We start from the raw sequence: 23,090 nt of genomic DNA on the forward strand, positions 1-23,090 counted from the left end.
ATTCGCGAGAGAGATTTGATGCTCCAACAGAATGCGGCTTCTGGATTGAAGATTGCCATTGTCGGCGCGGGGCCTGCAGGATTTTACGCGGCGGAGGCGCTTGCCGCGGCATGTCCCGATTGCGAGATCACTTTGATCGAGCGGCTGCCGACGCCCTATGGGCTAATCCGGTCCGGTGTCGCACCAGACCATCAGACGACAAAGTCCATTCAAAACACGTTCGAGCGAATTGCGCGGCTGGATAACATACGTTTCGTCGGAAATGTCGAGATTGGCGGTGACGTTTCGCTCGACGAGTTGCGTCGTTTCTACGACGGAGTGGTCCTTGCGTGCGGCGCGCCCCTCGATGCACCGCTCGGCATTCCTGGCGACAATCTTCCGGAGGTGTACGGTGCCGCGCAATTCGTGGGTTGGTATAATGGCCATCCGGATTTCGCCGAACTCAATCCCCGTCTCGACGGCGGTGGCGTGGTTGTCATCGGTAACGGCAACGTTGCGATCGATATTGCTCGCGTTCTGTCGAAGTCGCCCGACGAACTGGCAAACAGTGACATCGCACATCATGCCCTTCAGCGACTCTCTGTAGCAGACTTGTCTGACGTTCACATTGTTGGGCGAAGAGGCCCTGTCGAGGCCAAGTTCACAACAGCCGAGCTGCAAGAACTGGGAGAACTTCAAACGACTGTAGCGCTCGCGGACGCCGCTGAACTTCCGGAAACGATCGGCGAAGAGTTTTCGCTGCGGGATCGCAGGTTAAAGAACAAGAACCTCGAATGCTTCAAGGCTTTCGCGCAGGCCGATCCAATGTCGCGCGCGCGCAGATTACGATTTCAGTTCAACGCCCGCCCAGTTCAAGTGCTCGGCGACGACCGTGTCGAGGCAGTGCGTTTCGAGCGCACGCGCGTTGTCGGCGAAGCAGTCGAAGGCACCGGCGAGATCTTCGAGATACCCTGCAGCCTTGTCGTCTATGCAATTGGATACAGGCCGTCCCCGATGCTCGGTGTGAATCTCCGTGGGACAGACAATCGCCTGCAGAGTGATGCCGGAAGAGTTGCGCCGGGGCTCTATGTCGTTGGCTGGCTAAAGCGCGGTCCTTCCGGAAAGATAGGTACCAATCGTATCGATGGCGAAGAGATCGCAAAAAAGATCATCGCTGAAGTCGATGCTTCCGGCCGGACGGGGTTTTCGGGACTCGAAAAGCTATTCCAAGAGAGAAGCTTGCGATGGACCGACTTCGATGACTGGAAGGCCATCGAAGCCGCCGAGGTAGCTGCGGCACTGATGGGCGCACCGCGACGTAAGTTCGTCCGGGTGGATCACATGCTCGAAGTTTGTCGCAAGATACCGGCGACGCCCGCCTAGAAACGCAGCAATGCGAACTACCGAATTGGCTCTCTCGTTGCGCAGTTCAGTTGGTTGCCGAGAGCCGTCCGAGGGAACCACATGAGACACACAGCGGGCATTCCTAATTCTACAGATGATTTTTTTTCGTCCTTCAAAAAAGATCTGGCCCGCCCGGATAGGCTAAATTTCCTTGCGTCAGAATTGATCGGCAGGGATGCGGAAATTCTGGGTCCATTCGGAGCAAAACCGCTCATCTATGCTGACTACGTTGCATCTGGTCGGGCCCTCGCATTGGTTGAGCGTTTCGTAATTGATAAGATACTTCCCTTTTACGCCAACAGTCACACTGAGGCCTCGTTCTGTGGAGGGTTGATGACTCGATTTCGCAGAGCGGCGCGAGCGGCGATCGCTGAATGCTGTAATGCTGACAGCCGTTACGCCGTCATTTTTGCTGGTTCAGGCGCCACAGCTGGATTGAACCGTCTCGTGAGTTTGTTTGGGATACGTGAGCACGTGACGCATGGTGTCGTGCCGCGCGTGATTATTGGCCCTTACGAGCACCATTCGAATATTCTGCCTTGGCGAGAAAGCGGCGCTGAGATTGTCGAGATCGCGGAGGCAGCGACGGGTGGGCCAGATTGGGATCAACTCCATGCAGCGCTGATTGTCGCGGACGATCGCCCAGTCCTTTGTGCGTTTTCCGCGGCGTCCAACGTCACCGGGATCGTGTCCGACGTAGCCGGAATTACGCGAATGGCAAAAGCCAAGAATGCAAAAATTGTGTGGGACTACGCTGGTGCAGGACCATATTTGCCGATCAACATGCAGCCAGCCAATGACGCTGCAATCGATGCCGTCGTCATCTCTCCTCATAAATTCATCGGGGGACCAGCGGCATCAGGCATCCTGATTGTCCGCAAGGACGGGGTGGTGACCGAGAAGCCTACGTGGCCGGGCGGTGGCACGGTCAAGTTCGTGACGCCGACTGCTCAGGACTACAGCGATAGTCTCGAAGTGCGCGAGGAAAGCGGAACGCCGAACGTTGTGGGGGATATTCGTGCGGCCCTGGCTTTTCTCGTAAAGGAAGCTATCGGCATCGACACAATGACCAAGCGGAACGCGGATTTGCGTGCGCGGGCCTTAGCAGCCTGGGGCGTAAGCGAGCGCATCGAGCTTCTCGGCCATCGACAAGCTGAAAGTCTGCCAATTTTCTCGTTCCGGATCAGAGACGGCAAAGGCGGCTACATCCATCAACAACTGATCACGCGCATGCTGAGCGACCGGTTCGGCATCCAGGCGCGAGGTGGATGCGCATGCGCTGGACCATATGTTCACCGATTGCTGAGGATTGACGAGGACGAGTCCGCAGATCTGCGGCGCGCAATTGCTGAAGGAGATGAAATTCGCAAGCCGGGCTTTGTCCGTCTTAACTTTAGCGTCCTGCTTTCCGACGATAAGGCGGACTACATCCTGAACTCCGTCACCCAACTAGCGCAAGACGCTACAGCTTATGCCCAACACTACGACGTAGATCCTCGCCGCGCGATTTTTCATCCCAAGTCTGAACTCTCTCAATCTGATCACGCTCTCTCAAAAACGATTTGAGTTCGCGGATGATAAGATGACCGTAAGTCGACGATAAACACGAGCGCTCAGTAACCGAAGTTTTCTGCAATCAAACTCTTAGGAAGAAAGATCATGGAATTAAATGGCACTCGCGCCATTCCCGCAAATCGGGATCTTGTCTGGGTATGTCTCAACGATCCTGAAGTTTTGCGCGTCTGTATTCCTGGATGTGAAGAACTCTCGGGAAACGCCGAGGAAGGGTTTGAAGCGATCGTAAAGCAGAAAATCGGACCGGTGCAGGCTACCTTTCGCGCGAATGTTCGCTTGTCCGACGTCAACCCGCCGGAAGGCTATGTCATCAGCGGCGAAGGCAAGGGTGGCATGGCCGGTTTCGCGAATGGCAACGCCAGAGTGTCGCTTGTTGACGTCGGCGAAACGACGGAACTCAGTTTCACCGTGAATGCGCAGGTCGGCGGAAAGATTGCGCAGCTCGGAAGTCGTCTGATCGATGGATTTGCTCGCAAGCTGTCTGATCAGTTCTTCGACAGTTTTCAGGTTCAGGTCGAAAATCGGGTTCATGCCTGATGCCGGTTCGTGGTTTTGTCACGCCAGCCGCTGGTCCTCTCCCCGTCCTGAGGGAGTTGCTTTTGATTACGTGTTAAGCTTCGCATGCCCAGCACTTGTTCATTCGGCCCACTCCCTTTGCAAATTTTGCGTATAAAGACAGAATTTTATCGATGCCTGGCATTTGTTTTTGACATGTTAGAATTGGCTTCTTAGCATGACAGTTATCCGGTGAGCTGCGCGACAAGGAGCCGTTTCATGTTTGACATTCCGCCAAGCGGCAACTTGAAAACAATCCCGGTTGGTAACGCCGCATCGCGTGGTTCTCATATCATTTCCTTCAGGCGGGCGGGATGACGGTAGTCTCCGCAAGCGCCAGCCAGTCCGATGGACTCGGCAGCTCCGCCGCCCGTCTGGAGCACGGACCTCTTATTCGAGGGAAGGGGCGCTTCATCGATGACATCTCAATCGAAGGCCAGACCTACGCGGCGTTCCTGCGCAGTCCAATAGCGCACGGTCGGATCGTCGGGATTGATGTAAGCACGGCGAAAGCTTTGCCTGGCGTTCGCAGTGTTTTGCTTTACTCCGATCTTCGTGCAGTTATGACCTGCGATCGAATACCTGTTTCCATGCCGTCCGGCGCTATCCGCTTCGACGTCGACCCTTACGTCTTGAGCAAGGACGAAGTCTGTCATGTTGGAGAGCCGATTGCGCTCGTACTCGCTGAGAGCCGTCATATCGCCGAAGACGCACTCGCGCTCATTGATGTCGACCTTGAACCTCTCGACGTAATCGTTGATCCGCGCGAGGGGCTTGCAGAAGATGCGCCCAAGGCTCGACAAGACTGCCCGGACAATCTGGTGGCGCAGATGCAGGCGGAATATGGAGACATCGAGACTGCCTTCGCCGGTGCTGTGCACGTGGTCAAAGATAAATTCCACCTACATAAAGGCGGTGGCCATTCGATCGAGCCTCGCGGTGTGATTGCCCAGTGGGACCCCGCCGCTCGGCACCTGACGGTGTGGGACAGCACCCAGATGCCGCATCGCGCTAAGCGCATCTTGATCTCGGTTCTGGGCCTCGGCGAATCCGATGTGCGTGTCATCGCGCCCGACGTGGGAGGTGGCTTCGGTCCAAAATTCGTTTTCCATCCCGAAGAACTGGCCGTAGCGGCCGCTTCATTGCTGACGGGAATGCCGGTCAAGTGGATCGAGGATCGCTTCGAGAATTTCGTTGCTACGGTTCAGGAGCGGGATCAGTTCTGGACCGTCGAGATGGCGGCGGACGCGGACGGAAAGCTGCGTGGGATTCGCGGGACCTTGATCCACGATCACGGTGCTTACTCGCCATATGGGGCTTCTCTGCCTCAAAACTCAGCGACCAACTTGCTCGGTCCATACGTTCTTCCGGCCTATAAACTCGATATCTCGCTGTGCTTGACCAACCTCATTCCTTCCACTCCCACGCGCGGAGCCGGCCGCCCTCAGGGAACGTTCGTGATGGAGCGTCTTCTTGACCGGCTCGCGGAGCGTACGGGGCTCGCTCGGGAAGAGGTGCGCCGAAGAAATCTCATCCGTCCCGAACAGCTACCCTATCCGACAGGTCTGTTCACGCGCGACGGCGGCGAGATGACCTATGACAGCGGCGATTATGTTGAATCGCAACGTCTCGCATTGGAACTGTCCGATTGGGAAGGCTTCGAAGCTCGCCGTCAGAAAGCACGATGTGATGGACGTTTCCTTGGCATCGGCCTCGCCAATTATGTTGAAGGATCCGGCCGCGGTCCCTTTGAGAGCGCTTCGGTCAGTATCGGCCCATCAGGTACCGTGCTCGTAACGACAGGCGCATGCGCGCAGGGGCAAGGCACAGTTACTATGCTCGCGCAACTTGCGGCCGCGGAACTTGGTACCCAACCCGAACTTATCCGCGTCATTGCAGGCGACACCGCGGCCAGTCCGCTTGGTCTCGGCGCCTTTGCAAGCCGTCAAGCAGTCACGGCTGGGAATGCCGTGTTCCTTGCCGCCGGACAAGTCAGAGCAAAAATTTTTCGTGTTGCGTCCGCTTGGCTCAATGCGTCGTCTGATGAATTGACGTTGCAGGACGGGGTGGTGTTCGTCACTGCTGATCCTGATCGTTCATGTCGAGTAGCGCAAATAGCTGGAGCACTCGCGGGAAGTCCGGGCTATTCACTTCCGGCTGGACTCGAGCCGGGGCTGTCGGCCGCTGTGGATTTCAAACCGCCCGCTCTGACCTATTGCAACGGCACACACGTCGCCGAAGTTGAAGTCGATCCGGAAACCGGCATCGTTACAATACAGCGTTATCTCGTCGTGCATGATTGCGGCCGGCTCATTCATCCGCGCATGGTTGAAGGGCAGATTTGTGGTGGCGTCGTTCATGGCATTAGCAGCGCATTGTATGAGTGGATGCGTTATGATTGCGACGGACAGCCTCTGACCTGCACCTATGCTGACTATCTGTTGTGTACCGCCGACGTTGCGCCACGTATCGAAATTCATCATATGGAATCGCCGACTTCTCTGAACCCGCTCGGCATAAAGGGGGCAGGAGAAAGTGGTACGATTGCTGCTCCCGCTGTGATCGCATCGGCGATCGAAGACGCGTTACGGCCGTTCTGCGTTACCATACGTGACCTGCCCATCACGACGACACGGCTGCACGACCTTTTGCATGGTGGGGCAGCATGAAGGCGTCGCAATTTGTATATCACGCGCCGCGTGAGCGCGTGGAACTTTTGAAGCTGCTCAACGAACTTGAGGATGCTCGAGTTATCGCCGGCGGCCAGTCGTTGATGCCGATGATGAACCTGCGTCTTGCTGCGCCAAGCAATCTGATTGACTTGAACAGCGTCGCCGATCTCAGCGGAATCTCGATCGAAGGAGACAGGCTCGTTATCGGCGCGATGACACGCCAGCGCAGTGCAGAACGGTCCCCTCTCGTCTCGCAATACTGTCCGTTGCTGGTGGAGGCGCTCAAGCATGTTGGCTTTCAACAAACGCGCAATCGCGGCACTGTGGGCGGAAGTGTCGCGCACATGGATCCAACGGCCGAGATCGTTGTCGCATGTTATGCACTTGGGGCCGATGTCGTGCTGGAAAGCGTCCGGGGGGAGCGCCGCTGCGCGATAGCGGATTTCCCTACGGGGTATCTGACAACTCAGATCGAACCTGATGAAGTTCTCGTGCGGATCGAGATACCTCTCTGGGCGCCGGGACATGGTGCCGCTTTCCAAGAAGTGACAAGACGCGGTGAGAGCTTTTCCGTGGTTTCTGTTGCGGCGCTGGTGGATGTCACTCCCGACGGATTCATTACACGCACGGCTCTTGCAGTTGGCGGTTTAGGGGCAACCCCTATTTGTCTGGATGAGATGCATGCCCTTGTCGGCCAGCATGCCAGCGTCGCTTCGATAGAGAGTTTATCGATGATTGCTGCAGCGCTGCCGGCTGAAGGCGATATGGTCGTCTCTTCCAAATACAAGCAGTATCTCGCAGGCGTGCTTACGAGACGCGTGATACGGAGCGCGATATCCAGGGCTTGGGGGCGCGATCTCCATGGTTGACCATCTCGATGTCGTTGTCACCGTCAACGGCAAAGTCCACCGGACCAAGGTTGAGCCACGGCTCAATTTGGCAGATTTTCTGCGTCATAAGCTGAATCTCACGGGAACACATGTCGGCTGCGAGCACGGAGTGTGCGGGGCTTGCACCGTTTTGGTCGATGGAGCCTCCGTACGTTCGTGCTTGATGCTGGCAGTGCAGGCATCGGGTTCGGAGATACGCACGATTGAGGGGCTGGCCTCTGCCGACGGCACGCTTGATCCGCTTCAGGCTGCATTGTCCGAGCATTTTGGGTTGCAGTGCGGCTATTGCACGCCGGGCATTTTGATGACCCTGGTCGAACTGCGCCAGGAGCTCGCAGGGCAAACGATCAGCGAAGAAGAAGTGCGCCACAAGCTTTCTGGAAACCTGTGCCGCTGCACGGGCTATCAGGGAATAGTAGACGCTGCGCTTGCCGGGTTGAACGGCCCTGACGCCCTTAAGAGCGAACAATGAAGATTGCAGTACCAGACTTGGTATCTAATTCCTACTTTCCGGTTCTTGCAGCTGTGGAGTTGGGTTGCTTTCGCGCCGAAGGAATCGATGCTGAAATCGAGGTAATCTTTCCGCCGAACCGTACCTATCGGGCACTTCGCGAAGGCGCTGTCGATCTCGTAGCGGGGTCTGCCCACGCCGCCGTTAGCGCGTTTCCAGATTGGGAAGGTGTGCGCCTCCTCTGTGCGCAATCAAGTTCGATGTACTGGTTCCTCGTGATGCATAACGATTTCGCCGCTAAACGCGGTGACTTATCCGTCATCAAGGGCCGTCGGATCGGCGCTGCGCCATGGGTTGAGATGGGATTGCGCGGCATCCTTGAAGTGGCAGGATACGATGCGGAACGGGATGGCATAACGGTCGGGCCGGTTCCGAAATCGTCCGAAGCAGGATTGAATTTCGGGCTGTCGGCTTTTCGTGCGCTTGAAAGCCGTCAGGTTGATGGCTTCTGGGCGAACGGATTGGCAGCCGAGCTGTCAGAGCAGCACGGTGTCGGGACTATCGTGCTTGACGCGCGACGCGGCGATGGCCCGGCGGGAAGTACGGAGTTCACCTTCGCGGGCGTAGCAGCGACGAGCCGCACGATCGGTGCCAATCCAGATCTCGGCGGGGCCGTTACGCGTGCGATCCGGCGCGCGCACGCGTTGCTTAAAGAGGATGTCAGTCGCGCGGCTGCAGTGGGCTCGAAGCTCTTTCCGGCCGAAGAAGCTGCCCTGATCGGCACTTTGGTTGCGCGCGATCTGCCCTGGTACGACACGACGATCACCCCCCACCAATTTGCTGCCATGAATGAGTTTCTCCGCAGGCAGGCGGCGATTGCAAATATCGCACGCTTTGAAGACGTCGTCATTGTCGAAGACCGACGGGGAGACGTTCAGTGACGGATAACACGAGAGCCTACACGTCAGGTGAGAACCCTGCATCCGGGAGGGCGAAACTTCGGCTCTGGACCGACCGCGCGACGCTCTTCATCTTGGGAATATTGGCCTGGCAGGCGCTGTCTTCGTTTTTTCTGAATCCGTTTTGGGTATCAAGTCCCGAGCTAGTGGCCATACGTCTGAAGGATATCACGCTCAGCGGCGAGATCTTTCGGCATGCCAGCGCTACCGTCCTTCAGGCCGTCCTCGGTCTTCTTCTCGGCGCGGTCGTTGGTTCGCTGCTCGGCCTGTTTCTTTATCTTCGCCCACGGCTCGCGGCGGCGGCTGATCCCTACATCATGGGCTTCTACAGTATGCCGCGCATCGCGCTCGGACCGCTGTTCGTCCTCTACTTCGGAATCGGAATGACATCGAAAGTCATGATGGCTTTCTCATTCGTTGTTTTCATTTTTCTGCTGAATGTCATGCAAGGTCTGCAGGCTGTCGACAAGGACCACATCGACATGCTCCGTTCCATGCGTGCGACTCCGCTTTATATCGCTCGCCGTGTCCAGATTCCTTCGATGCTTCCCTGGCTGTTCAGCGCCGCGCGAATAAGCGTCGGCCTGGCCCTCATCGGCTCTGTGTTGGGAGAGTTGCTCGGAGCCAATCGCGGTCTCGGCTGGTACGTCGAGAACGCCGCGGGCCGTCTCGATACGACCGGACTTTTTGCCGGACTGGCAGCGCTGATGATCGTCGCAGTCATTCTCAACTACATCGTCAACCTGCTCGAACGCGTTATGGTCCGGGCTCGATGACGAGCTCATTCCTTTTATTCGAAGCAAGAAGGGGAAGTCACGGAATGATGAAGTATCTGATGGCTGCTTTAGGGATGCTCATGGCATTCTCGCCTGCACCAAGTTATGCGGAAAAGGTCAAGATTGTCGCCGGTCTGGCTGCGATCGATCAGGCTCTTGCGCCACTCTATGCTGCGCAATCGAAGGGCTATTTCGATCAGGCGAACCTCTCGGTGGACATTGTCGATTTCAAGGGTGGAGCCCCGGCTGTGAATGCCTTGGTCGGAGGAAGCATTCAGCTGTGCATTTGCGCTGCGGATCACGTCATTCGCCTGACCAATAAAGGCATGCCGACAACGATCCTTGCCGGACTCGATGGATTTCATTCGTACGCGCTAATGGCCCTGGCTTCATCGCCTTACAAAGACCTCGCCAGTCTGAAAGGGAAGCGCATCGCCATCACGTCGCCGGGCAGTCTGACAGACAACACCCTTCGTTACATGATTAAGAAACTCGGGATGAATCCCGACACCGACTACGAGATCATTGCCACGGGTGGCGGAGCTGCCATGCAGGCTGCCATCGATACCAAACAGGTCGAGGCGGGAATGTTGATCAATACCGACGTTCTCCGAATGATGAACGACACGCCAGGTAAATATAAAGCCGTCCATGATTTCCGTAAGATGCCCTATGCCTCGTTCGACGTTCTCGCGCTGAAATCTTGGGTCGCGAGCAATCCGGCGGAAGCGAAAGCCCTGGCGATGAGCATTTCCAAGGCGATTCACGATCTTCGTACCGATCCGGAGTTCGCCAAACAGACCATCGCGAAAATCTTTCCGAACTTCAGCCCGGCCCTTGTGGCTATCGTTGCCAAAAGCATGACCGAACGTTTGCCTGAGGGTGGCGTAGTCAGCAAGGACTCGTTCGAAAATATGAGCAACATCTCGCTGTCGGAAAGCAAATCGATGAAGCCGGTGCCCTTTTCTGAAGGCTTTGATCCGTCTTTGCTGAAACCATGACCATAATCGATATTCACAGAACGAGAGCTAGGGCAGTCTCCGTGAACTCCAATACGTCTTCGGTTCGAGCGCGTATTCAGATGAAGGGCGCGTCCAAAGCGTACCCACGTCCGGGAGGCGCGCCCAATCTCGTTCTCGACAATATCAACTTCACGGTGGACGATGGCGAGTTTCTCGCCATCGTCGGGCCGAGCGGCTGCGGAAAATCCACTGTCTTGCGGCTGATTTCAGGCTTGTCGCCAGCGACGGGTGGGCGCGTTCTCGTCAGCGGCGAGGAAGTGACGGAGCCACCCGCTGATATTGGCTTCATGTTTCAACGCGACACCCTTTTGCCCTGGGCGACCGTATCGCAAAACATTCGGATAGCGCTGGAGTTGAATGGCACCCCAACTTCCGCGCAAGATGCTCGCATCCAGGAATTGCTCGCACTTCTTGGACTCAAAAAACACGGCGATTATTTGCCGAGTGCGATTTCCGGCGGGATGCGCCAGCGCGCGGCACTTGGTCGACTGCTGGCTTATGCGCCAAAGATTTATCTGATGGACGAACCTTTTGGCGCGCTCGACGCAATGACCAAGATGATGCTGGGACGCGAGCTGTTGCGGGTATGGAGTCAAGACCAGAAATCAGTGGTCTTCGTCACGCACGACATTGAAGAGGCGGTTGGCTTGTCTGATCGCGTGATCGTCATGGAAGGGCCTCCAGGCCGGATCAAAAGCGAATACAAGGTGCACCTGCCGCGTCCGCGCGATTTTAGAGAAGTGCGTTTGCTGCCCGAGTTTCGCGATTTGTGCGAGCGCATCTGGTGGGACATCGGACATCACGACGGCTGACGTTTCCCGCTTTTAGAATCTTCGCCTTAAGGCTCCATAAGATTTCTGGCGGGTTGGGCACTGGCCCGATTTTGGTTGACAGGAGCTTCTTGGACTTCGCCTGACTGTTGAGAGACCAAAGTCTTTGGTCTACCAAATCCGACTTCCGTATTTCGTTCAGGTAAGATTGAAATCAACCGATGATGGCCTTCACTTCCAAAAATGCTTCCAGACCGAAAACACCCGCTTCTCGTCCATTGCCTGATTGTTTGTAGCCTCCAAAAGGTGCAGTCGCGTTGCTCGGCGCGCCGTTCACAAAAATACGGCCGGCTTTGAGTTTTTCTCCGACGCGCTTGGCATTCTCAACACTGCTAGAAAAGACATATCCGGCAAGTCCGAAAGACGTATTGTTCGCAATTTGGATCGCATCTTCTTCATCGTGATAGGACAGGATGCTTAGCACAGGTCCGAAGATTTCTTCGGCGGCGATTTTCATCTTCGGCGTTACATTCTTGAAGATGGTCGGCTGCACGAAATAGCCTCTGTCTATTCCGCTGCTGAATCCTGGTCCCCCGCAGACGAGCCTCGCCCCTTCTGCGAGTCCGGCTCCGATCATCGAGTTGACCTTCAGAAATTGGGCACGATTTGCAAGGGGTCCAAGCGTGGTGGTCGGATCAAAAGGATCTCCGATTTTGAACGCCTCCGCGGTTCTCTTCGCAATCTCCGCGGCGCGTTCGACTTGGTCAGCATGGATTAGGAGCCGGGTGGGCGCGATGCAGCTTTGGCCGCAATTAATGAAAGCCCGTCTGACCGCATCCGGAATCGCAGTTTTTAAGTCGGCATCGGGCAGTATGATATTTGCGGATTTTCCGCCGAGCTCCTGGTGTACTGCCTTAACGGTCTCCGCTGCATCTCGCGCAATCGCGATACCAGTTTGGACAGATCCGGTAAACGAAACGAGGGCGATGTCGGGATGTGTTGCGATGGAGCGGCCAACTGTCGGGCCATCGCCATAGATCATATTGAAGACGCCAGGCGGCAGTCTGGCCGCATCGATGATCTCAGCAAATATGCGCGCTGCAACGGGCGAATATTCGCTTGGCTTTAATACGATCGTGCACCCGGCCGCCAACGCCCCGCAAACTTTCGATGCGATCAGTGCGACAGGCCAATTCCAGGCGGTTATCAGACCCACGACGCCGAACGGCTCTCTACGAACCACGTCATTGGCGATCTTGAATTCAAAAGGATATGATTTGAGAACTTCGCGAGTCGCGAGAAAATGGTTGAGAGCCATTTCGACCTGCACGTTCATCGAGAATGAAATGGGTGATCCTATCTCGAGCGTAATCGCTTCTGCGAGATCCTTTTTGCGCGCTTCGTATGCCGAGATAATCTTGTCGAAATAGGTGAGGCGTAGTTCTCGTGATGATGTCTCATAAGCGGCCAACGCGCGTTTTGCCGCCGCCACAGCCGCATCCACGTCCTGCTGGCAACCGAGTACGACGCGTCCGAATTTTTCCGTCGTCGCGGGATTGATCAAATCCATGAAGCTGCGGGTCGCCGGCTTGATCCATTGACCATCTATATAGAAGCGAGAGCAGTCGATCATTTTGGTAGGGTCCTAGATACGGAATAAAGCTATGTTATATAGATTTGTGTTGTATGTTTTTACGTAAGCATGCTCGCTGCGGCGTTTGCGGTACCAATGCGAGGCGATGGAAGTCCTAAGTCTTCTTGAGTGCTTTCTTGGGCTTCGGCCGAGGCGACTTGCTCTCTTCGCCGAAGAACGCCGCTTTTGCCGCGAGAGCGGCATTCACCACATGCCTAACGGCGGCTTGCCGTGCTTTATGTGGGCTACCATGCTCGATCTCCTCAAGGATGGCAGTCATTTCAGCGAGAGAGTGCCGTGACCGACCCGGCTGGGACATCGACCGCGCGCGCAGAAAATTAATACGAGCGTTCAGCCCAGCGAGGACTTCTCCTATGACTGGGTTGCCGCAAGATCGAATAATCGTTGCATAGAATTCTTTGGTGGACTCCAGCAGTTGTGTGATGTCTTTCTTCGGAATAGCACGCTGGAAGTTTTGCAGTGATCGCCGCATCGCGTTGATGTTTTCAACTGTCGCCCGCGATGTAAAATTCGAGATAGCTTCAGCTTCAATGAGCGCTCGCAACTCATAGATGTTTTGAGCCTCACTCCAGCCGATTGCCGCGACCGCAGGTCCGCGATTCGGTGTTATCGTGACCAACTTTTCAGCGGCCAGTTGAGTCAAAGCTTCGCGCAGGGATGGGCGACTGACGCCCATCCGCTTTGCGAGAGTGGCTTCCACCAAGCGTTCTCCTGGTTTCAGGATCCCTTTGAGGATTGCATTGCGAATAGTGTCAGCCGCCAATTGCCGAACCAGTGTCGGCGACTGAACGAGTTGCAAGCTGTCCGCCTCGACGTCGCTCATGCTTTGCCCTGAAACCTGTTTCCCAGTCGATCAAAAACCAGATAGTGACCTTTGAACCATGGCTCGGCTGCAAGCTTTGCCCGCCAAGGCGTCGCACGCGCCCGTGCCCTGGCATCCGATTCCAGCACGGCTCGATCTGATAAGTAGTGCAGTGCAAGCCTCGTGAAGCTGTTGGGTTCGCCATCGTAGATATCAAATCTGCGTACGCCGAGCCAACGCGGATCTTCCATCAGAATGGGAAGGTGATCTTCCTCGTTCCAAGCATCAAATTCGTCTTGACGATCCTTCGGAACCTCAAAAAAAACCGGATAGATCACCGGCGCGTCGATGAAATTATTCTGATTTGCGCGTTCAGATATCTGTGTGCCGAGATAACGCGTGAAGCCGCTTACGCTACCCAGCATCTCTTTCGTTAAAGGGGATGGATTGCCCTTGATGGCTTGGTAGGCGTCGCTTCGCAATACATCGGCATCCACCATTTCATAGATCGCGAGATAGTTCCGCTCGCTCCTCATCTGATACCGCTGCGCACTGACAAAACCTGCCGTCTCCATCCGGATAGGAATGTGATGCTCATTATACCAAGCGTTGAAACGATCCTCCATGTCAGCGGGCGGTGTCATTTCAGAAAAGAGGATCGTCGGCAATTTGGCGGACATAGCGCACTCCTAATAGTTCTTGACAGGCGGATGCCTTGACTGGAAATTCCGCCGAACCGACAAGATTGTCAAACAATCTTTCAATCAGACGATCCAGAAGGAATCCAGAGAGATGCAGATGAACGTGCGCCGTATCAGCACGATCGTGGAGGACAAGTTCGAGGAAGCAGGGTATGTGGCGGATCCCCTCCTCCGGCGTGCCGCTATCGTGGCGGTCGTGCAGAATCCTTACGTGCATGGCTATGTCGAAGACTTGAAGCCGCTCGTAGACGCCAGCCCCAATGTCGGCGCGCAAATGGCACAGCGCCTCAGGGCGATCTTCGGAGACCTTGAGATCCAAGCCTATGGCAAGGGCGGGGTGGTTGGCCTCGCGGGCGAGCAGGAGCATGCCAACGCGCTTCTAACCACGGCCTTCGCCACGCCGTTCCGTGACGAAATCCCTGGGTCCGCCGCCTGGATATCGTCATTTACGAAAGTCGGCGCGCCGGGTTCTTCAATCGACATCCCGATGAATGCGGTCACGGACGTTTATGTACGTTCCCATTACAATGGGTTCACCGTTGTTCTGCCGGATTCGCCGATGCCTGACGAGATCGCGCTCATTTTCTGCGTTGCAAATCGTGGCAGACTCAACGCGCGCGTCGGGGGTATGAGTTTCGATGAGAGTCGGATTTCAGTCACAAGCGCGCAGCCTGCCTGATAGCTAGGCAAAAGCGTGATGCAATTTAAGCCCGCCGGCAGATTTCGGCGGGCTTTTTTCTTTTTCCATGCGGCGTTATCGCCTCCGGTCTGGGTGCGACGGATCGGCGATGCAGGGAATGCATCCTCGCGATTGACATCGAACTTTTTGCGTACAATAAAAAGCTACAGATTGTAGCTATAGGCAGTCGCCTTTTCGCGTATGCCATGCAGGGAGCTCATGAATATGTCCATCGAAATCGCAGCGCGATCGGCGAGCGGCGAAATGTCGGAAACAGCCAGCTGCTCGCCTTCGTTGCGGACCGGTGCCGACTACCTTCGGTCTCTGGACGACGGACGGGCGGTCTACGTCGACGGAGAGAAAGTCAAGGATGTTACGAAGCATCCGGCTTTTGCGGAAGCTGCCAAGTCGTGTGCCCGCCTTTACGACATTGCCGCCGATCCGGCGATGCGCGACCGCATGACATATACTTCGCCTTCGTCGGGAAAACCTGTGTTGCGGGCATTTCAAATTCCGAGATCGCATGAAGATCTGCGTTTGAAGCGACTAGCTTCCGAGACATGGTCTGAAGCGACATTCGGAATGATCGGAAGAACGCCTGACCATGTTGCTGGTTTCTTCTGCGGTTATGCTGCGGTACCTGAGGTGTTCGCGGCAGGTGGGCAGCAATATGCAGACAATGTCGTTCGATTTTACGAGCATATTCGCGAGAACCATCTTTGGACTACCTACGCAATCGTGCCTCCACAGATTGATCGCTCGAAGCCCGCGCACAAACAAAGCGATCCGACTCTCTACGCCGGGGTCGTGAAGGAAACCGACGGTGGGATTGTCGTCTCGGGCGCTCAGCAGCTGGCGACCGCCGGCGTCTTCTCCGACTATCTTTATCTGAGCTGCATTCATCCGTTGCAGCCGGGCGATGAGAATTATGCAATTGGCGTCGCTATTCCGATGAATGCGCCGGGCTTGAAACTTTATCCGCGACGGCCGTTCGCCATGCAGGCGGGCAACTCGTTCGATTACCCTTTGACGTCGCGTTTCGATGAAAGCGACTGTTTTGTCGTTCTCGACAACGTCACTGTCCCTTGGGAGGACGTCTTCATCTATCGCAATCCCGCTGTTTGCAGGGACCAATGGTGGAAGACGCCGTCGCATTCCTACGGCAACCTGCAGGCGCAAGCCCGATATGCGACGAAGCTCCGGTTCATGATGGGGCTCGCGAAGCGTATGAACGAGATGACCGGCAACGATGCCGTGCCGCCCGTTCAGGTTCAAATGGGTGAACTTGCGGCACTCGTGCAGATCGTCGAAACCGCGCTCGAAGCGCAAGAAACGTCAGCCACCATCGATGCCAACGGCGTGGTGTGGCCTTCCAAACCAGCACTCTATTCGGTGATGGCGCTTCAGTCGGAAATCAATCCTCGGATGATCGACATCGTTCGCGAGTTGACAGGCGCTGCGATGATCAGCTTGCCGTCGTCGGTCAAGGATATCGAAAGCGCGGTAACTGGGCCTGATGTTGAGCGATACATGCAGTCCGGAGTTTCCAACGCAAAGGAGCGCATCGCGCTTATGCGACTGGCTTGGGATTTTATTGGGTCGGAATTTGGGAACCGTCACCAGCAATATGAAAAATTTTACGGCGGTGCTTCGTTCCTGGTGAAGCAGAATATGTATCGCTCCTACGATTTTGCCCGTGCTGCGAGCCTCGTTGATAAGGCTCTCGCACTACCGGAGTGATGGCCACGCTGCCGGGGCCGATGCGATCGGCTCGGCGCGGCCGTGTAGGGGGGAGGCTTCGGATCGAGGATTGCGCGTTCGGCGTATTCTCGATCCGAAGTCTGATAAGACTTCAACGGCTCAGTATGAAGGTACGCGATGGACAGCTGGTCTGCCCCCTTTTCGCCGCGCGATCTGAGAGATGCGTTCGGCTTATTTCCGACTGGGGTTGCGGTTATCACCGCAAATTCGGCCAATAGCGAGCGGCTCGGGCTGACGGTCAGCTCATTCAATTCTGTTTCGGTCGATCCACCGCTCGTTCAATTCAGCATTGCGAAAACCGCCAAGTCGCTTCCTGCCTGGGAGGCCGTGTCCGATTTTGCGGTGAATATTCTCGCAGAACACCAGAGCGAAATCTCGACGCGCTTCGCAAAGGCGCTGTCGGACAAGTGGGAAGGCGTTCATTCCGTTGCTGCAACTATGATCGACGCGCACCTTATCCACGACGTGTTGGCTGCGATGGAATGCAAGGTGTGGGCGCGGTACGACGGCGGCGATCACATCATCCTGCTCGGCGAGGTCGTGCATTTTCTGAAAACGAAGAAAGAGCGCCCACGACCGTTGGTTTTCGCCAACGGGCGGTACCGCAAGCTCGATTCCGGCGAGGTGATCGAGACACCGTACGACGTCTCGCATCTGCTTCACGGCTGGTAGCCGACAGTCATCTTACGTCGCTTCCATTTCCAACGTATATATTCGCCCTCCAGTAGCAGCGAGCGATTAGACTGCGCCTGGGATACCGCTTGGTGTTTTTCGGCGGTTCTGAATGATGAGTAACGAAAAGCCAAATTTGCATGAAAAAACGCGGTCGAAGACGACCGCGTTTTTTGTTTACATCAATGCAGTTTTCATTCGAACGGATTGCTTTTTTTCAACCTTTCCGCAGCTTCCTTCACGATCGAAAGATCGAACAGATCTTCCTTCGAGACTTTATTCTTCAGCAGGCTAAACGGCTTTTCCGCCCAGAAGTCCTGCATAGCCATGATCGAGTCCACGTTAGGAAGGCCATCTTCGTTGATGTAGGTCCAATGCGGCGCGATGGCCGTGACCATTTCCGGCTTGTTGAGGACGGTGTTCTTGGCGAGGATTTCGATAATATCCCGGTGTGCGGAAGGCGCCTTCGCAGCGGCGTCGAATTCCTTGATCCCTTCCAGATAGGCCATGGCGAAGCGGATCATGACGTCGCGGTTCTTAGCGATGAAATCCTTCCGCGCCGCATAGGTCGCAATCTGGACACCTGGCTCGATATCGTATCCCGTCGCGACGATCGGACCCCAACCGGATTTCTTCGCGAAGAGGCTGAACTGATAAGAAATGGCTGCAACGTCGATATTCTTCTGGCCCAGCATTTTCATCAAGTCGGGCTGACCGATATTGACGACCCAGGAGACGTCCGAGACGGGGTTGAGACCGGCCTTCTGAAGGGCCTTCGCCATCAAATACTGGTTGATGCTGCCGACGGAATTGACGCCGACCCGGGCACCCTTCAGCAGACGGAAATCAGCGATCGACTTTACTCCTTTCGCGGCCATGTCATTCGTGATGCTGATCGTCGTGTAGGCTTGGTCCTTGCTGTCGTTGCCACGGTCGAGAATTATGACGAGCGGCGCGCCTTTTGAAACGGCGTTGAAAAGACCTGCCGAGGCGGGCATCGTGCTGACGTCGATTTCGCCAGCGATCATTGCCGGGATGGCAAGCGCACCATCTGCAAATTTGCGGGTCTCGATATCGATGCCGACCTTCTTGAAATACCCTTTGTCGCGCGCAATGAAGAATGCCCCTCCTGAGACGAACGGGCCCTCCGCGACTCGAACCACGTCACCGGCAAAAGAGGGAGCGCCCGGTGTCACGAGTAGAGACAGGGCAAGCGCCCATGCTTTGGCTTTCATCTAATTCTGTCCTTCAATCACTGTAGCTGCCCGGACACTGTTTCTTACGAAAGCATCTCACTCTCGCTTCCGCATTTCCGAGAGAATTCAACTCCGTCGAGGGAGCATTTGGTAAATTGCAAATTACATACATTTTGTACGTTTGTTTTGGATGTAATACAAGAATAGAAACTAGGCGGCGAAGTTCGAATTACAGGCAGAATTTGCTGAATATTTGTGCGTGGATGTGGTCGTCTGCACGAGTGGACGAGGGAAGCGCTCCTTGACCTTATATATTATATATGTACATTTGTTATGTACGTATTATTTTGGGAAGCGCTTTGGCGCGGGGAACTTCGATGTACGCCGACCTTCGTGAATTCATTGGCCTCGTCGAGGCTGTCGGCGCTTTGCGTCACGTTAATGGGGCAAATGCGAAATTCGAACTGGGCGCAATCACTGAGGTTGCCGCAGGCTCACCCGAATGCCCCGCGCTTTTGTTTGATAATATCTCAGGATTTCGCCCAGGATTTCGTGTTTTTTCAAATGCGACAACAAGTCCGCAGCGGGCTGCTATCGCGTTAGGATTGGATTCGGATCATTCGCCAATCGAACTTTTGAAACTGTGGAAGGACAGGCGCACAAAACTCGCGGCGATCCAACCAGCGCTCGTCGATAACGCTCAATTCTTCGAGAACGAGTTTCATGGCGACGACGTGGATCTTTATCGTTTCCCGGTTCCCACATGGCATGAGTACGATGGCGGACCGTATATCGGATCTGGAAGTCTTGTCGTGACCGGCGATCCCGACAGTGATTGGGTCAACGCTTCGATTTATCGCGTGCAGGTTCATGAGAAGAACTTGGTTACAGTCCAGTTCGATCATCAGGGGCGGCATGGGGCGATCATCGCAAGGAAATATTGGAACGCTGGCAAGCCTTGCCCTATCGTCATCGTCAACGGCCAGGATCCGGCTCTCTTTGTCGCGGGATTTGAATATTTGCCCGAAGGGCATTCCGAGTATGCTTTCGCCGGTGCAATCAAAGGGCGCCCCATCGACATCGTCAAGGGTCCGACGACTGGGTTGCCTATTCCGTCGCGTGCGGAAATCATCATGGAAGGCGTTCTTCTTCCGCCAAGTGAAATGACTTTGCCGGAAGGGCCGTTCGGGGAGTTTACCGGCTACTACGCGGCCGATACACGGCCTGCCGCGGTGATGCGGGTGGATTCGCTGTATCACCGTAACGATCCCATCCTCTTCGGGTCGCCGCCGCTGAAGCCACCGCGCTTTCACTTTGGCCTGCCGTTTCGAGCTGTTGGAATCTGGAGCAATCTCGAAGCGTGTGGCGTGACCGATGTTGTCGGAACGTGGCAGCACGTCTCGCAGCTGATGACGGTGATCGCTTTGAAGCAGCGCTATGCGGGACACGCCAAGCGCGCGGGACTGATAGCAGCCGGCAACAGCTATATGGGACGCATCGTCGTTACGGTCGATGAAGATATCGATCCTTCGAATTTGGCCGACGTGATGTGGGCGGTGACGACGCGATGCGAACCATCTGAGGCGGTCGATATTGTTCGCGACGCATGGAGTTCGTCGCTCGATCCGAGAATTCCTCCATCGGCGCGACAAGCCGGAATGACATCGCATTCGAAAATGATCATCGATGCTTGCAAGCCGTTCGGTTGGCGGGATGCATTTCCAAAATCATCAGCGCTTTCACCCGAACGGGCCGCCGAAGTCGCAGCAAAATGGAGGGACGCGCTTTCGAAGAAAGCGTGACGGGGAAGACGTATGAACATTTACGCGCAAGACGTTCGGAAGGCTTTCTCGGCTCGGGACGGATCCACTTTCATCGCTCTTGAGAACTTTTCTCATTGCTTCAAGTCTGGGCAGTTCACCTGCATTCTCGGACCGAGCGGGTGCGGTAAGAGCACCATGGCCCAGATCGTCGGAGGTATCGAACCAGCGGATGGAGGTACCGTCCAGATTGAACGCTCGGACGGCGCGCCTGCCGGTATGAAGCTCGGTTCGGCTTCCGTTATGGTTTGGCAGAACCAGAATCTTTTTCCATGGCGGACAATTCTCGAGAATGTCGCGTTCGGCCCTGAGATGGCCGGCGTGCCGCGAGCCGAACGAGAAGGTAAGGCGTTGGGGCTGATCAATTCGGTGGGGCTGCGCGGCTTCGAAAGGCATTATCCGCGGCAGCTTTCTGGCGGCATGCGCCAGCGTGCGGCTCTTGCCCGGGCATTGATGATGGATCGCCCGATTCTTCTTATGGACGAGCCATTCGGGGCTTTGGACGCTCAAACAAAAATCGTGATGCAAGAAGAGCTTCTCAGGATTTTCGAAGAGACGCGCAAGACCGTAATTTTCGTCACGCACTCGATCGACGAAGCAATTCTGCTTGGCGACGAAGTTATCGTCATGACCGCGCGCCCAGGTAAAATCAAAGAAGTCATTCCAATCGATCTTCCACGACCGCGATCGTTCGATCTGGTCAACACGCAGGAATTCGGACGGCTATTCGACCGGGCGTTTCATCTGATCCGCGACGAGGTTACCAAAGCTATGGCCGAAATGAACCAAGTGAGCCGCTCATGACACGAACTATGACACGCACCTGGTTAGAGCGGATCTTGCCTGCGCTTAGCGTAATCGGATTTTTGGTTGCTTGGCAGATTTTTGTCGATGTAAGGCACATTCCCTCGATTTACTTGCCGTCGCCCCTCGCGGTCGCCAAAGCGCTGGTAGTGATGGCTAAGGACGGCTCGCTCGTCGCCAATCTCAGCATGACGCTTCTCAGAATTTTTTCGGGCTTTTTGATCGCCGCCTTGTCGGGCATCGTCGTCGGGCTTCTGATGGGAATGTCGCGCCTGTTCGAGCGCGTGGTCGATCCTTGGATCGCAGCGCTCTATCCGCTGCCAAAGATTTCACTCTTCCCGCTTCTGGTGATTTGGCTCGGCACGGGAGAATCCTATAAAATTATTATCAGCGCGATCACGGCGTTCTTTCCGATTGCGATGAGCACGTACGCCGGTGTGCGGCAGGTTGATTCCGGGCTGATAAAGGCTGCCAAGGATCTAGGCGCAAGCTGGAGCCAGGTTCAGCTCCATGTCGTTTTGCCGGCGTCCATTCCCAGCATTTTTTCCGGGCTTCAACTCGGCATGGGAGTTGCGATCATCCTCGTGGTCGCGGCCGAAATGATCGGAAGCTCTGGAGAGGGAGGAATGGGTTATCTTCTCATTAATGCGGGGCAGGTTTTGGATACCGAACGCGTCTTCGCGTCTCTTGTTGTTTTGACGATCATGGGCGCGTGCATCATCAAAGGCCAGCAATGGCTCGAACGTAAGCTCGCGCCGTGGGCGACTTTGTGAGAAATATCGGGGCTGTGCGCAGCTCCATTTGGCTGGCGTAAATGTCGAAGAAAAAGCTTATCGTAGGGATCAGTGGCGCGTCAGGTGCCATCTACGGGGTCCGTCTACTCGATGCGTTGGGCGCTCTTGGAATCGAGACGCATCTGGTGATGTCCAAGTCGGCTAAGATGACCTTGGCTTCCGAAACCGATCTTAAGGTTTCGGATGTTAATGCAAAGGCGAGCGTTGTCTACCAGATCGACGACGTCGGTGCGGCGATTGCCAGCGGCTCTTTCATCACCGCCGGAATGATCGTGGCGCCATGCTCGATCCGGACGTTGAGCGAGATCGCGTGGGGGACCACGTCGAATTTGCTGACCCGAGCTGCCGACGTCACGCTTAAAGACAGGCGGCGCTTGGTCTTAATGGTGCGCGAAACGCCGCTGCATCTCGGGCATATTCGATCAATGGCACAGGCGACAGAGGCCGGAGCTATTATCGCGCCGCCGGTTCCGGCCTTCTACGCCAGGCCGCAATCTATCGATGACATGATTGATCATTCGATTGGGCGCATGCTCGATTTATTCGAGATCGAAAATCATCTTGCACTGCGCTGGCCTGAACCGGGAGAGGACAGATAGGTCGGCGGCCTTTTCATGGAAGAAATGGCGTCCGGAAAAACTGCGAGACACGCCAGAGCCTTTTGTCTGATCTCTTCTTCTACGGAATATTTGTGGAAGTAAAAATCGCAAACAAGTTTGAGTGTGTCGTTAATTGTCGTCTCTTCGGAGTTTTGCGTCTTCTGGAAGAGACAACGACTTAAGAGCACCATCTGTTCACGTTCAGCCAGAAGCTCTGCTTCCAAAATTTTCTCTCTCAATGCTTTCAGCTGAGAGCCTCCGAACTGAGAGATGGCAGCTTTAAGCTCGGTCCGCATGGCGCGCAGCGGAAGGACGTATTCTTTCCGAAGTGGCTCGACCAAGTGGTCCATTTCTCCAATGGTCTGCAGGTCGAGCGCGGTATTTTGCGTGATCGTGGCGTATAGGGCGGCAAGAAGAACCGGGATGTCTACGCGGCCATCATTCTGCAAAGCTAAGCAGCTATCTCGAACCCCAGGCTTTGCATACAGAGCAACAACAAAATCCCATTGCGCGGCTTCCAGCTCATCAGCCTCACCACCAGCGGGCATCGAATGT

Annotated in this window: 22 protein-coding genes; 17 read left to right on the forward strand and 5 right to left on the reverse strand. The window is 55.5% G+C overall.

Translation table 11 applies throughout. The annotated features are described in order from the left end of the window. The first annotated feature begins 18 nt into the window (after nucleotides 1–18). The 10 genes from HYP802_RS0104415 (at nucleotide 19) to HYP802_RS0104460 (ending at nucleotide 11,095) form a co-directional block, all read left to right on the forward strand. Entirely contained in the window at nucleotides 19–1,362 is a 1,344-nt protein-coding gene (locus HYP802_RS0104415; protein WP_035575687.1) for an FAD-dependent oxidoreductase, read from the forward strand. A gap of 81 nt (nucleotides 1,363–1,443) precedes the next feature. Then, complete coding sequence (locus tag HYP802_RS0104420; protein WP_024275237.1) at nucleotides 1,444–2,949, forward strand: aminotransferase class V-fold PLP-dependent enzyme; 1,506 nt, start codon at nucleotides 1,444–1,446, stop codon at nucleotides 2,947–2,949. Between the two features lie 93 nt (nucleotides 2,950–3,042). Continuing rightward, nucleotides 3,043–3,495: a carbon monoxide dehydrogenase subunit G gene (locus tag HYP802_RS0104425; protein WP_013945894.1), complete on the forward strand. Its 453-nt coding sequence runs from the start codon at nucleotides 3,043–3,045 to the stop codon at nucleotides 3,493–3,495. 332 nt (nucleotides 3,496–3,827) lie between these two features. After that, complete coding sequence (locus HYP802_RS0104430) at nucleotides 3,828–6,182, forward strand: xanthine dehydrogenase family protein molybdopterin-binding subunit (protein WP_024275238.1); 2,355 nt, start codon at nucleotides 3,828–3,830, stop codon at nucleotides 6,180–6,182. Further along, entirely contained in the window at nucleotides 6,179–7,054 is an 876-nt protein-coding gene (locus HYP802_RS0104435) for an FAD binding domain-containing protein (RefSeq protein ID WP_013945896.1), read from the forward strand. Before HYP802_RS0104430 ends, HYP802_RS0104435 begins: the two co-directional genes overlap by 4 nt. After that, nucleotides 7,047–7,547, forward strand: coding sequence for a (2Fe-2S)-binding protein (locus HYP802_RS0104440; RefSeq protein WP_013945898.1), 501 nt, complete (start codon nucleotides 7,047–7,049; stop codon nucleotides 7,545–7,547). The genes HYP802_RS0104435 and HYP802_RS0104440 overlap by 8 nt, the downstream gene beginning before the upstream one ends. Then, nucleotides 7,544–8,467: an ABC transporter substrate-binding protein gene (locus HYP802_RS0104445; RefSeq protein WP_024275239.1), complete on the forward strand. Its 924-nt coding sequence runs from the start codon at nucleotides 7,544–7,546 to the stop codon at nucleotides 8,465–8,467. The genes HYP802_RS0104440 and HYP802_RS0104445 overlap by 4 nt, the downstream gene beginning before the upstream one ends. Then, complete coding sequence (locus HYP802_RS0104450) at nucleotides 8,464–9,261, forward strand: ABC transporter permease (protein ID WP_013945900.1); 798 nt, start codon at nucleotides 8,464–8,466, stop codon at nucleotides 9,259–9,261. Before HYP802_RS0104445 ends, HYP802_RS0104450 begins: the two co-directional genes overlap by 4 nt. Before the next feature lie 44 nt (nucleotides 9,262–9,305). Further along, nucleotides 9,306–10,262: an ABC transporter substrate-binding protein gene (locus HYP802_RS22775; RefSeq protein ID WP_013945901.1), complete on the forward strand. Its 957-nt coding sequence runs from the start codon at nucleotides 9,306–9,308 to the stop codon at nucleotides 10,260–10,262. 80 nt (nucleotides 10,263–10,342) lie between these two features. Beyond that, nucleotides 10,343–11,095 (forward strand): ABC transporter ATP-binding protein, encoded by a 753-nt coding sequence (locus HYP802_RS0104460; RefSeq protein WP_024275240.1) that lies wholly within the window; start codon nucleotides 10,343–10,345, stop codon nucleotides 11,093–11,095. A 172-nt stretch (nucleotides 11,096–11,267) separates the two neighbouring features. Here the strand turns inward: HYP802_RS0104460 and HYP802_RS0104465 are convergent, their stop codons facing one another. The 3 genes from HYP802_RS0104465 to HYP802_RS0104475 form a co-directional block, all read right to left on the reverse strand. After that, on the reverse strand, nucleotides 11,268–12,686 hold the full coding sequence (locus HYP802_RS0104465; RefSeq protein WP_013945903.1) for an aldehyde dehydrogenase family protein: 1,419 nt from the start codon (nucleotides 12,684–12,686) through the stop codon (nucleotides 11,268–11,270). A gap of 115 nt (nucleotides 12,687–12,801) precedes the next feature. Further along, nucleotides 12,802–13,530: a GntR family transcriptional regulator gene (locus HYP802_RS0104470; protein ID WP_013945904.1), complete on the reverse strand. Its 729-nt coding sequence runs from the start codon at nucleotides 13,528–13,530 to the stop codon at nucleotides 12,802–12,804. Then, nucleotides 13,527–14,189 (reverse strand): DUF4286 family protein, encoded by a 663-nt coding sequence (locus HYP802_RS0104475; protein WP_013945905.1) that lies wholly within the window; start codon nucleotides 14,187–14,189, stop codon nucleotides 13,527–13,529. Before HYP802_RS0104475 ends, HYP802_RS0104470 begins: the two co-directional genes overlap by 4 nt. Before the next feature lie 118 nt (nucleotides 14,190–14,307). Between HYP802_RS0104475 and HYP802_RS0104480 the strand changes: the two genes are divergently transcribed. From HYP802_RS0104480 to HYP802_RS0104490, 3 genes are all read left to right on the forward strand, one after another. Further along, nucleotides 14,308–14,889 (forward strand): amino acid synthesis family protein, encoded by a 582-nt coding sequence (locus HYP802_RS0104480; protein WP_157135379.1) that lies wholly within the window; start codon nucleotides 14,308–14,310, stop codon nucleotides 14,887–14,889. 225 nt (nucleotides 14,890–15,114) lie between these two features. Beyond that, on the forward strand, nucleotides 15,115–16,629 hold the full coding sequence (locus HYP802_RS0104485) for a 4-hydroxyphenylacetate 3-hydroxylase N-terminal domain-containing protein (protein WP_013945908.1): 1,515 nt from the start codon (nucleotides 15,115–15,117) through the stop codon (nucleotides 16,627–16,629). Between the two features lie 138 nt (nucleotides 16,630–16,767). Beyond that, nucleotides 16,768–17,322: a flavin reductase family protein gene (locus HYP802_RS0104490; protein ID WP_013945909.1), complete on the forward strand. Its 555-nt coding sequence runs from the start codon at nucleotides 16,768–16,770 to the stop codon at nucleotides 17,320–17,322. Nucleotides 17,323–17,516: 194 nt separating this feature from the next. Here the strand turns inward: HYP802_RS0104490 and HYP802_RS0104495 are convergent, their stop codons facing one another. Further along, nucleotides 17,517–18,557, reverse strand: a complete 1,041-nt coding sequence (locus tag HYP802_RS0104495) for an ABC transporter substrate-binding protein (protein ID WP_013945910.1) — start codon at nucleotides 18,555–18,557, stop codon at nucleotides 17,517–17,519. 338 nt (nucleotides 18,558–18,895) lie between these two features. Between HYP802_RS0104495 and HYP802_RS0104500 the strand changes: the two genes are divergently transcribed. The 4 genes from HYP802_RS0104500 to HYP802_RS0104515 are packed head-to-tail and all read left to right on the forward strand — an operon-like array spanning nucleotide 18,896 to nucleotide 22,535. Then, complete coding sequence (locus HYP802_RS0104500; protein ID WP_013945911.1) at nucleotides 18,896–20,320, forward strand: UbiD family decarboxylase; 1,425 nt, start codon at nucleotides 18,896–18,898, stop codon at nucleotides 20,318–20,320. A gap of 12 nt (nucleotides 20,321–20,332) precedes the next feature. Then, nucleotides 20,333–21,142 carry an ABC transporter ATP-binding protein gene (locus HYP802_RS0104505; RefSeq protein ID WP_013945912.1) on the forward strand — a complete coding sequence of 270 codons (810 nt, stop codon included), beginning with the start codon at nucleotides 20,333–20,335 and terminating at the stop codon, nucleotides 21,140–21,142. Nucleotides 21,143–21,150: 8 nt separating this feature from the next. After that, nucleotides 21,151–21,915 (forward strand): ABC transporter permease, encoded by a 765-nt coding sequence (locus HYP802_RS0104510; RefSeq protein ID WP_029670779.1) that lies wholly within the window; start codon nucleotides 21,151–21,153, stop codon nucleotides 21,913–21,915. Between the two features lie 41 nt (nucleotides 21,916–21,956). Next, complete coding sequence (locus tag HYP802_RS0104515; RefSeq protein ID WP_013945914.1) at nucleotides 21,957–22,535, forward strand: UbiX family flavin prenyltransferase; 579 nt, start codon at nucleotides 21,957–21,959, stop codon at nucleotides 22,533–22,535. Here HYP802_RS0104515 and HYP802_RS22780 read toward each other — a convergent pair. After that, nucleotides 22,493–23,083 (reverse strand): TIGR02444 family protein, encoded by a 591-nt coding sequence (locus HYP802_RS22780; protein ID WP_013945915.1) that lies wholly within the window; start codon nucleotides 23,081–23,083, stop codon nucleotides 22,493–22,495. The two genes, HYP802_RS0104515 and HYP802_RS22780, sit on opposite strands and share 43 nt — an antisense overlap. Nucleotides 23,084–23,090: the final 7 nt, after the last annotated feature.

The organism is Hyphomicrobium sp. 802 (assembly GCF_000526135.1).
Lineage (GTDB): Bacteria > Pseudomonadota > Alphaproteobacteria > Rhizobiales > Hyphomicrobiaceae > Hyphomicrobium_B.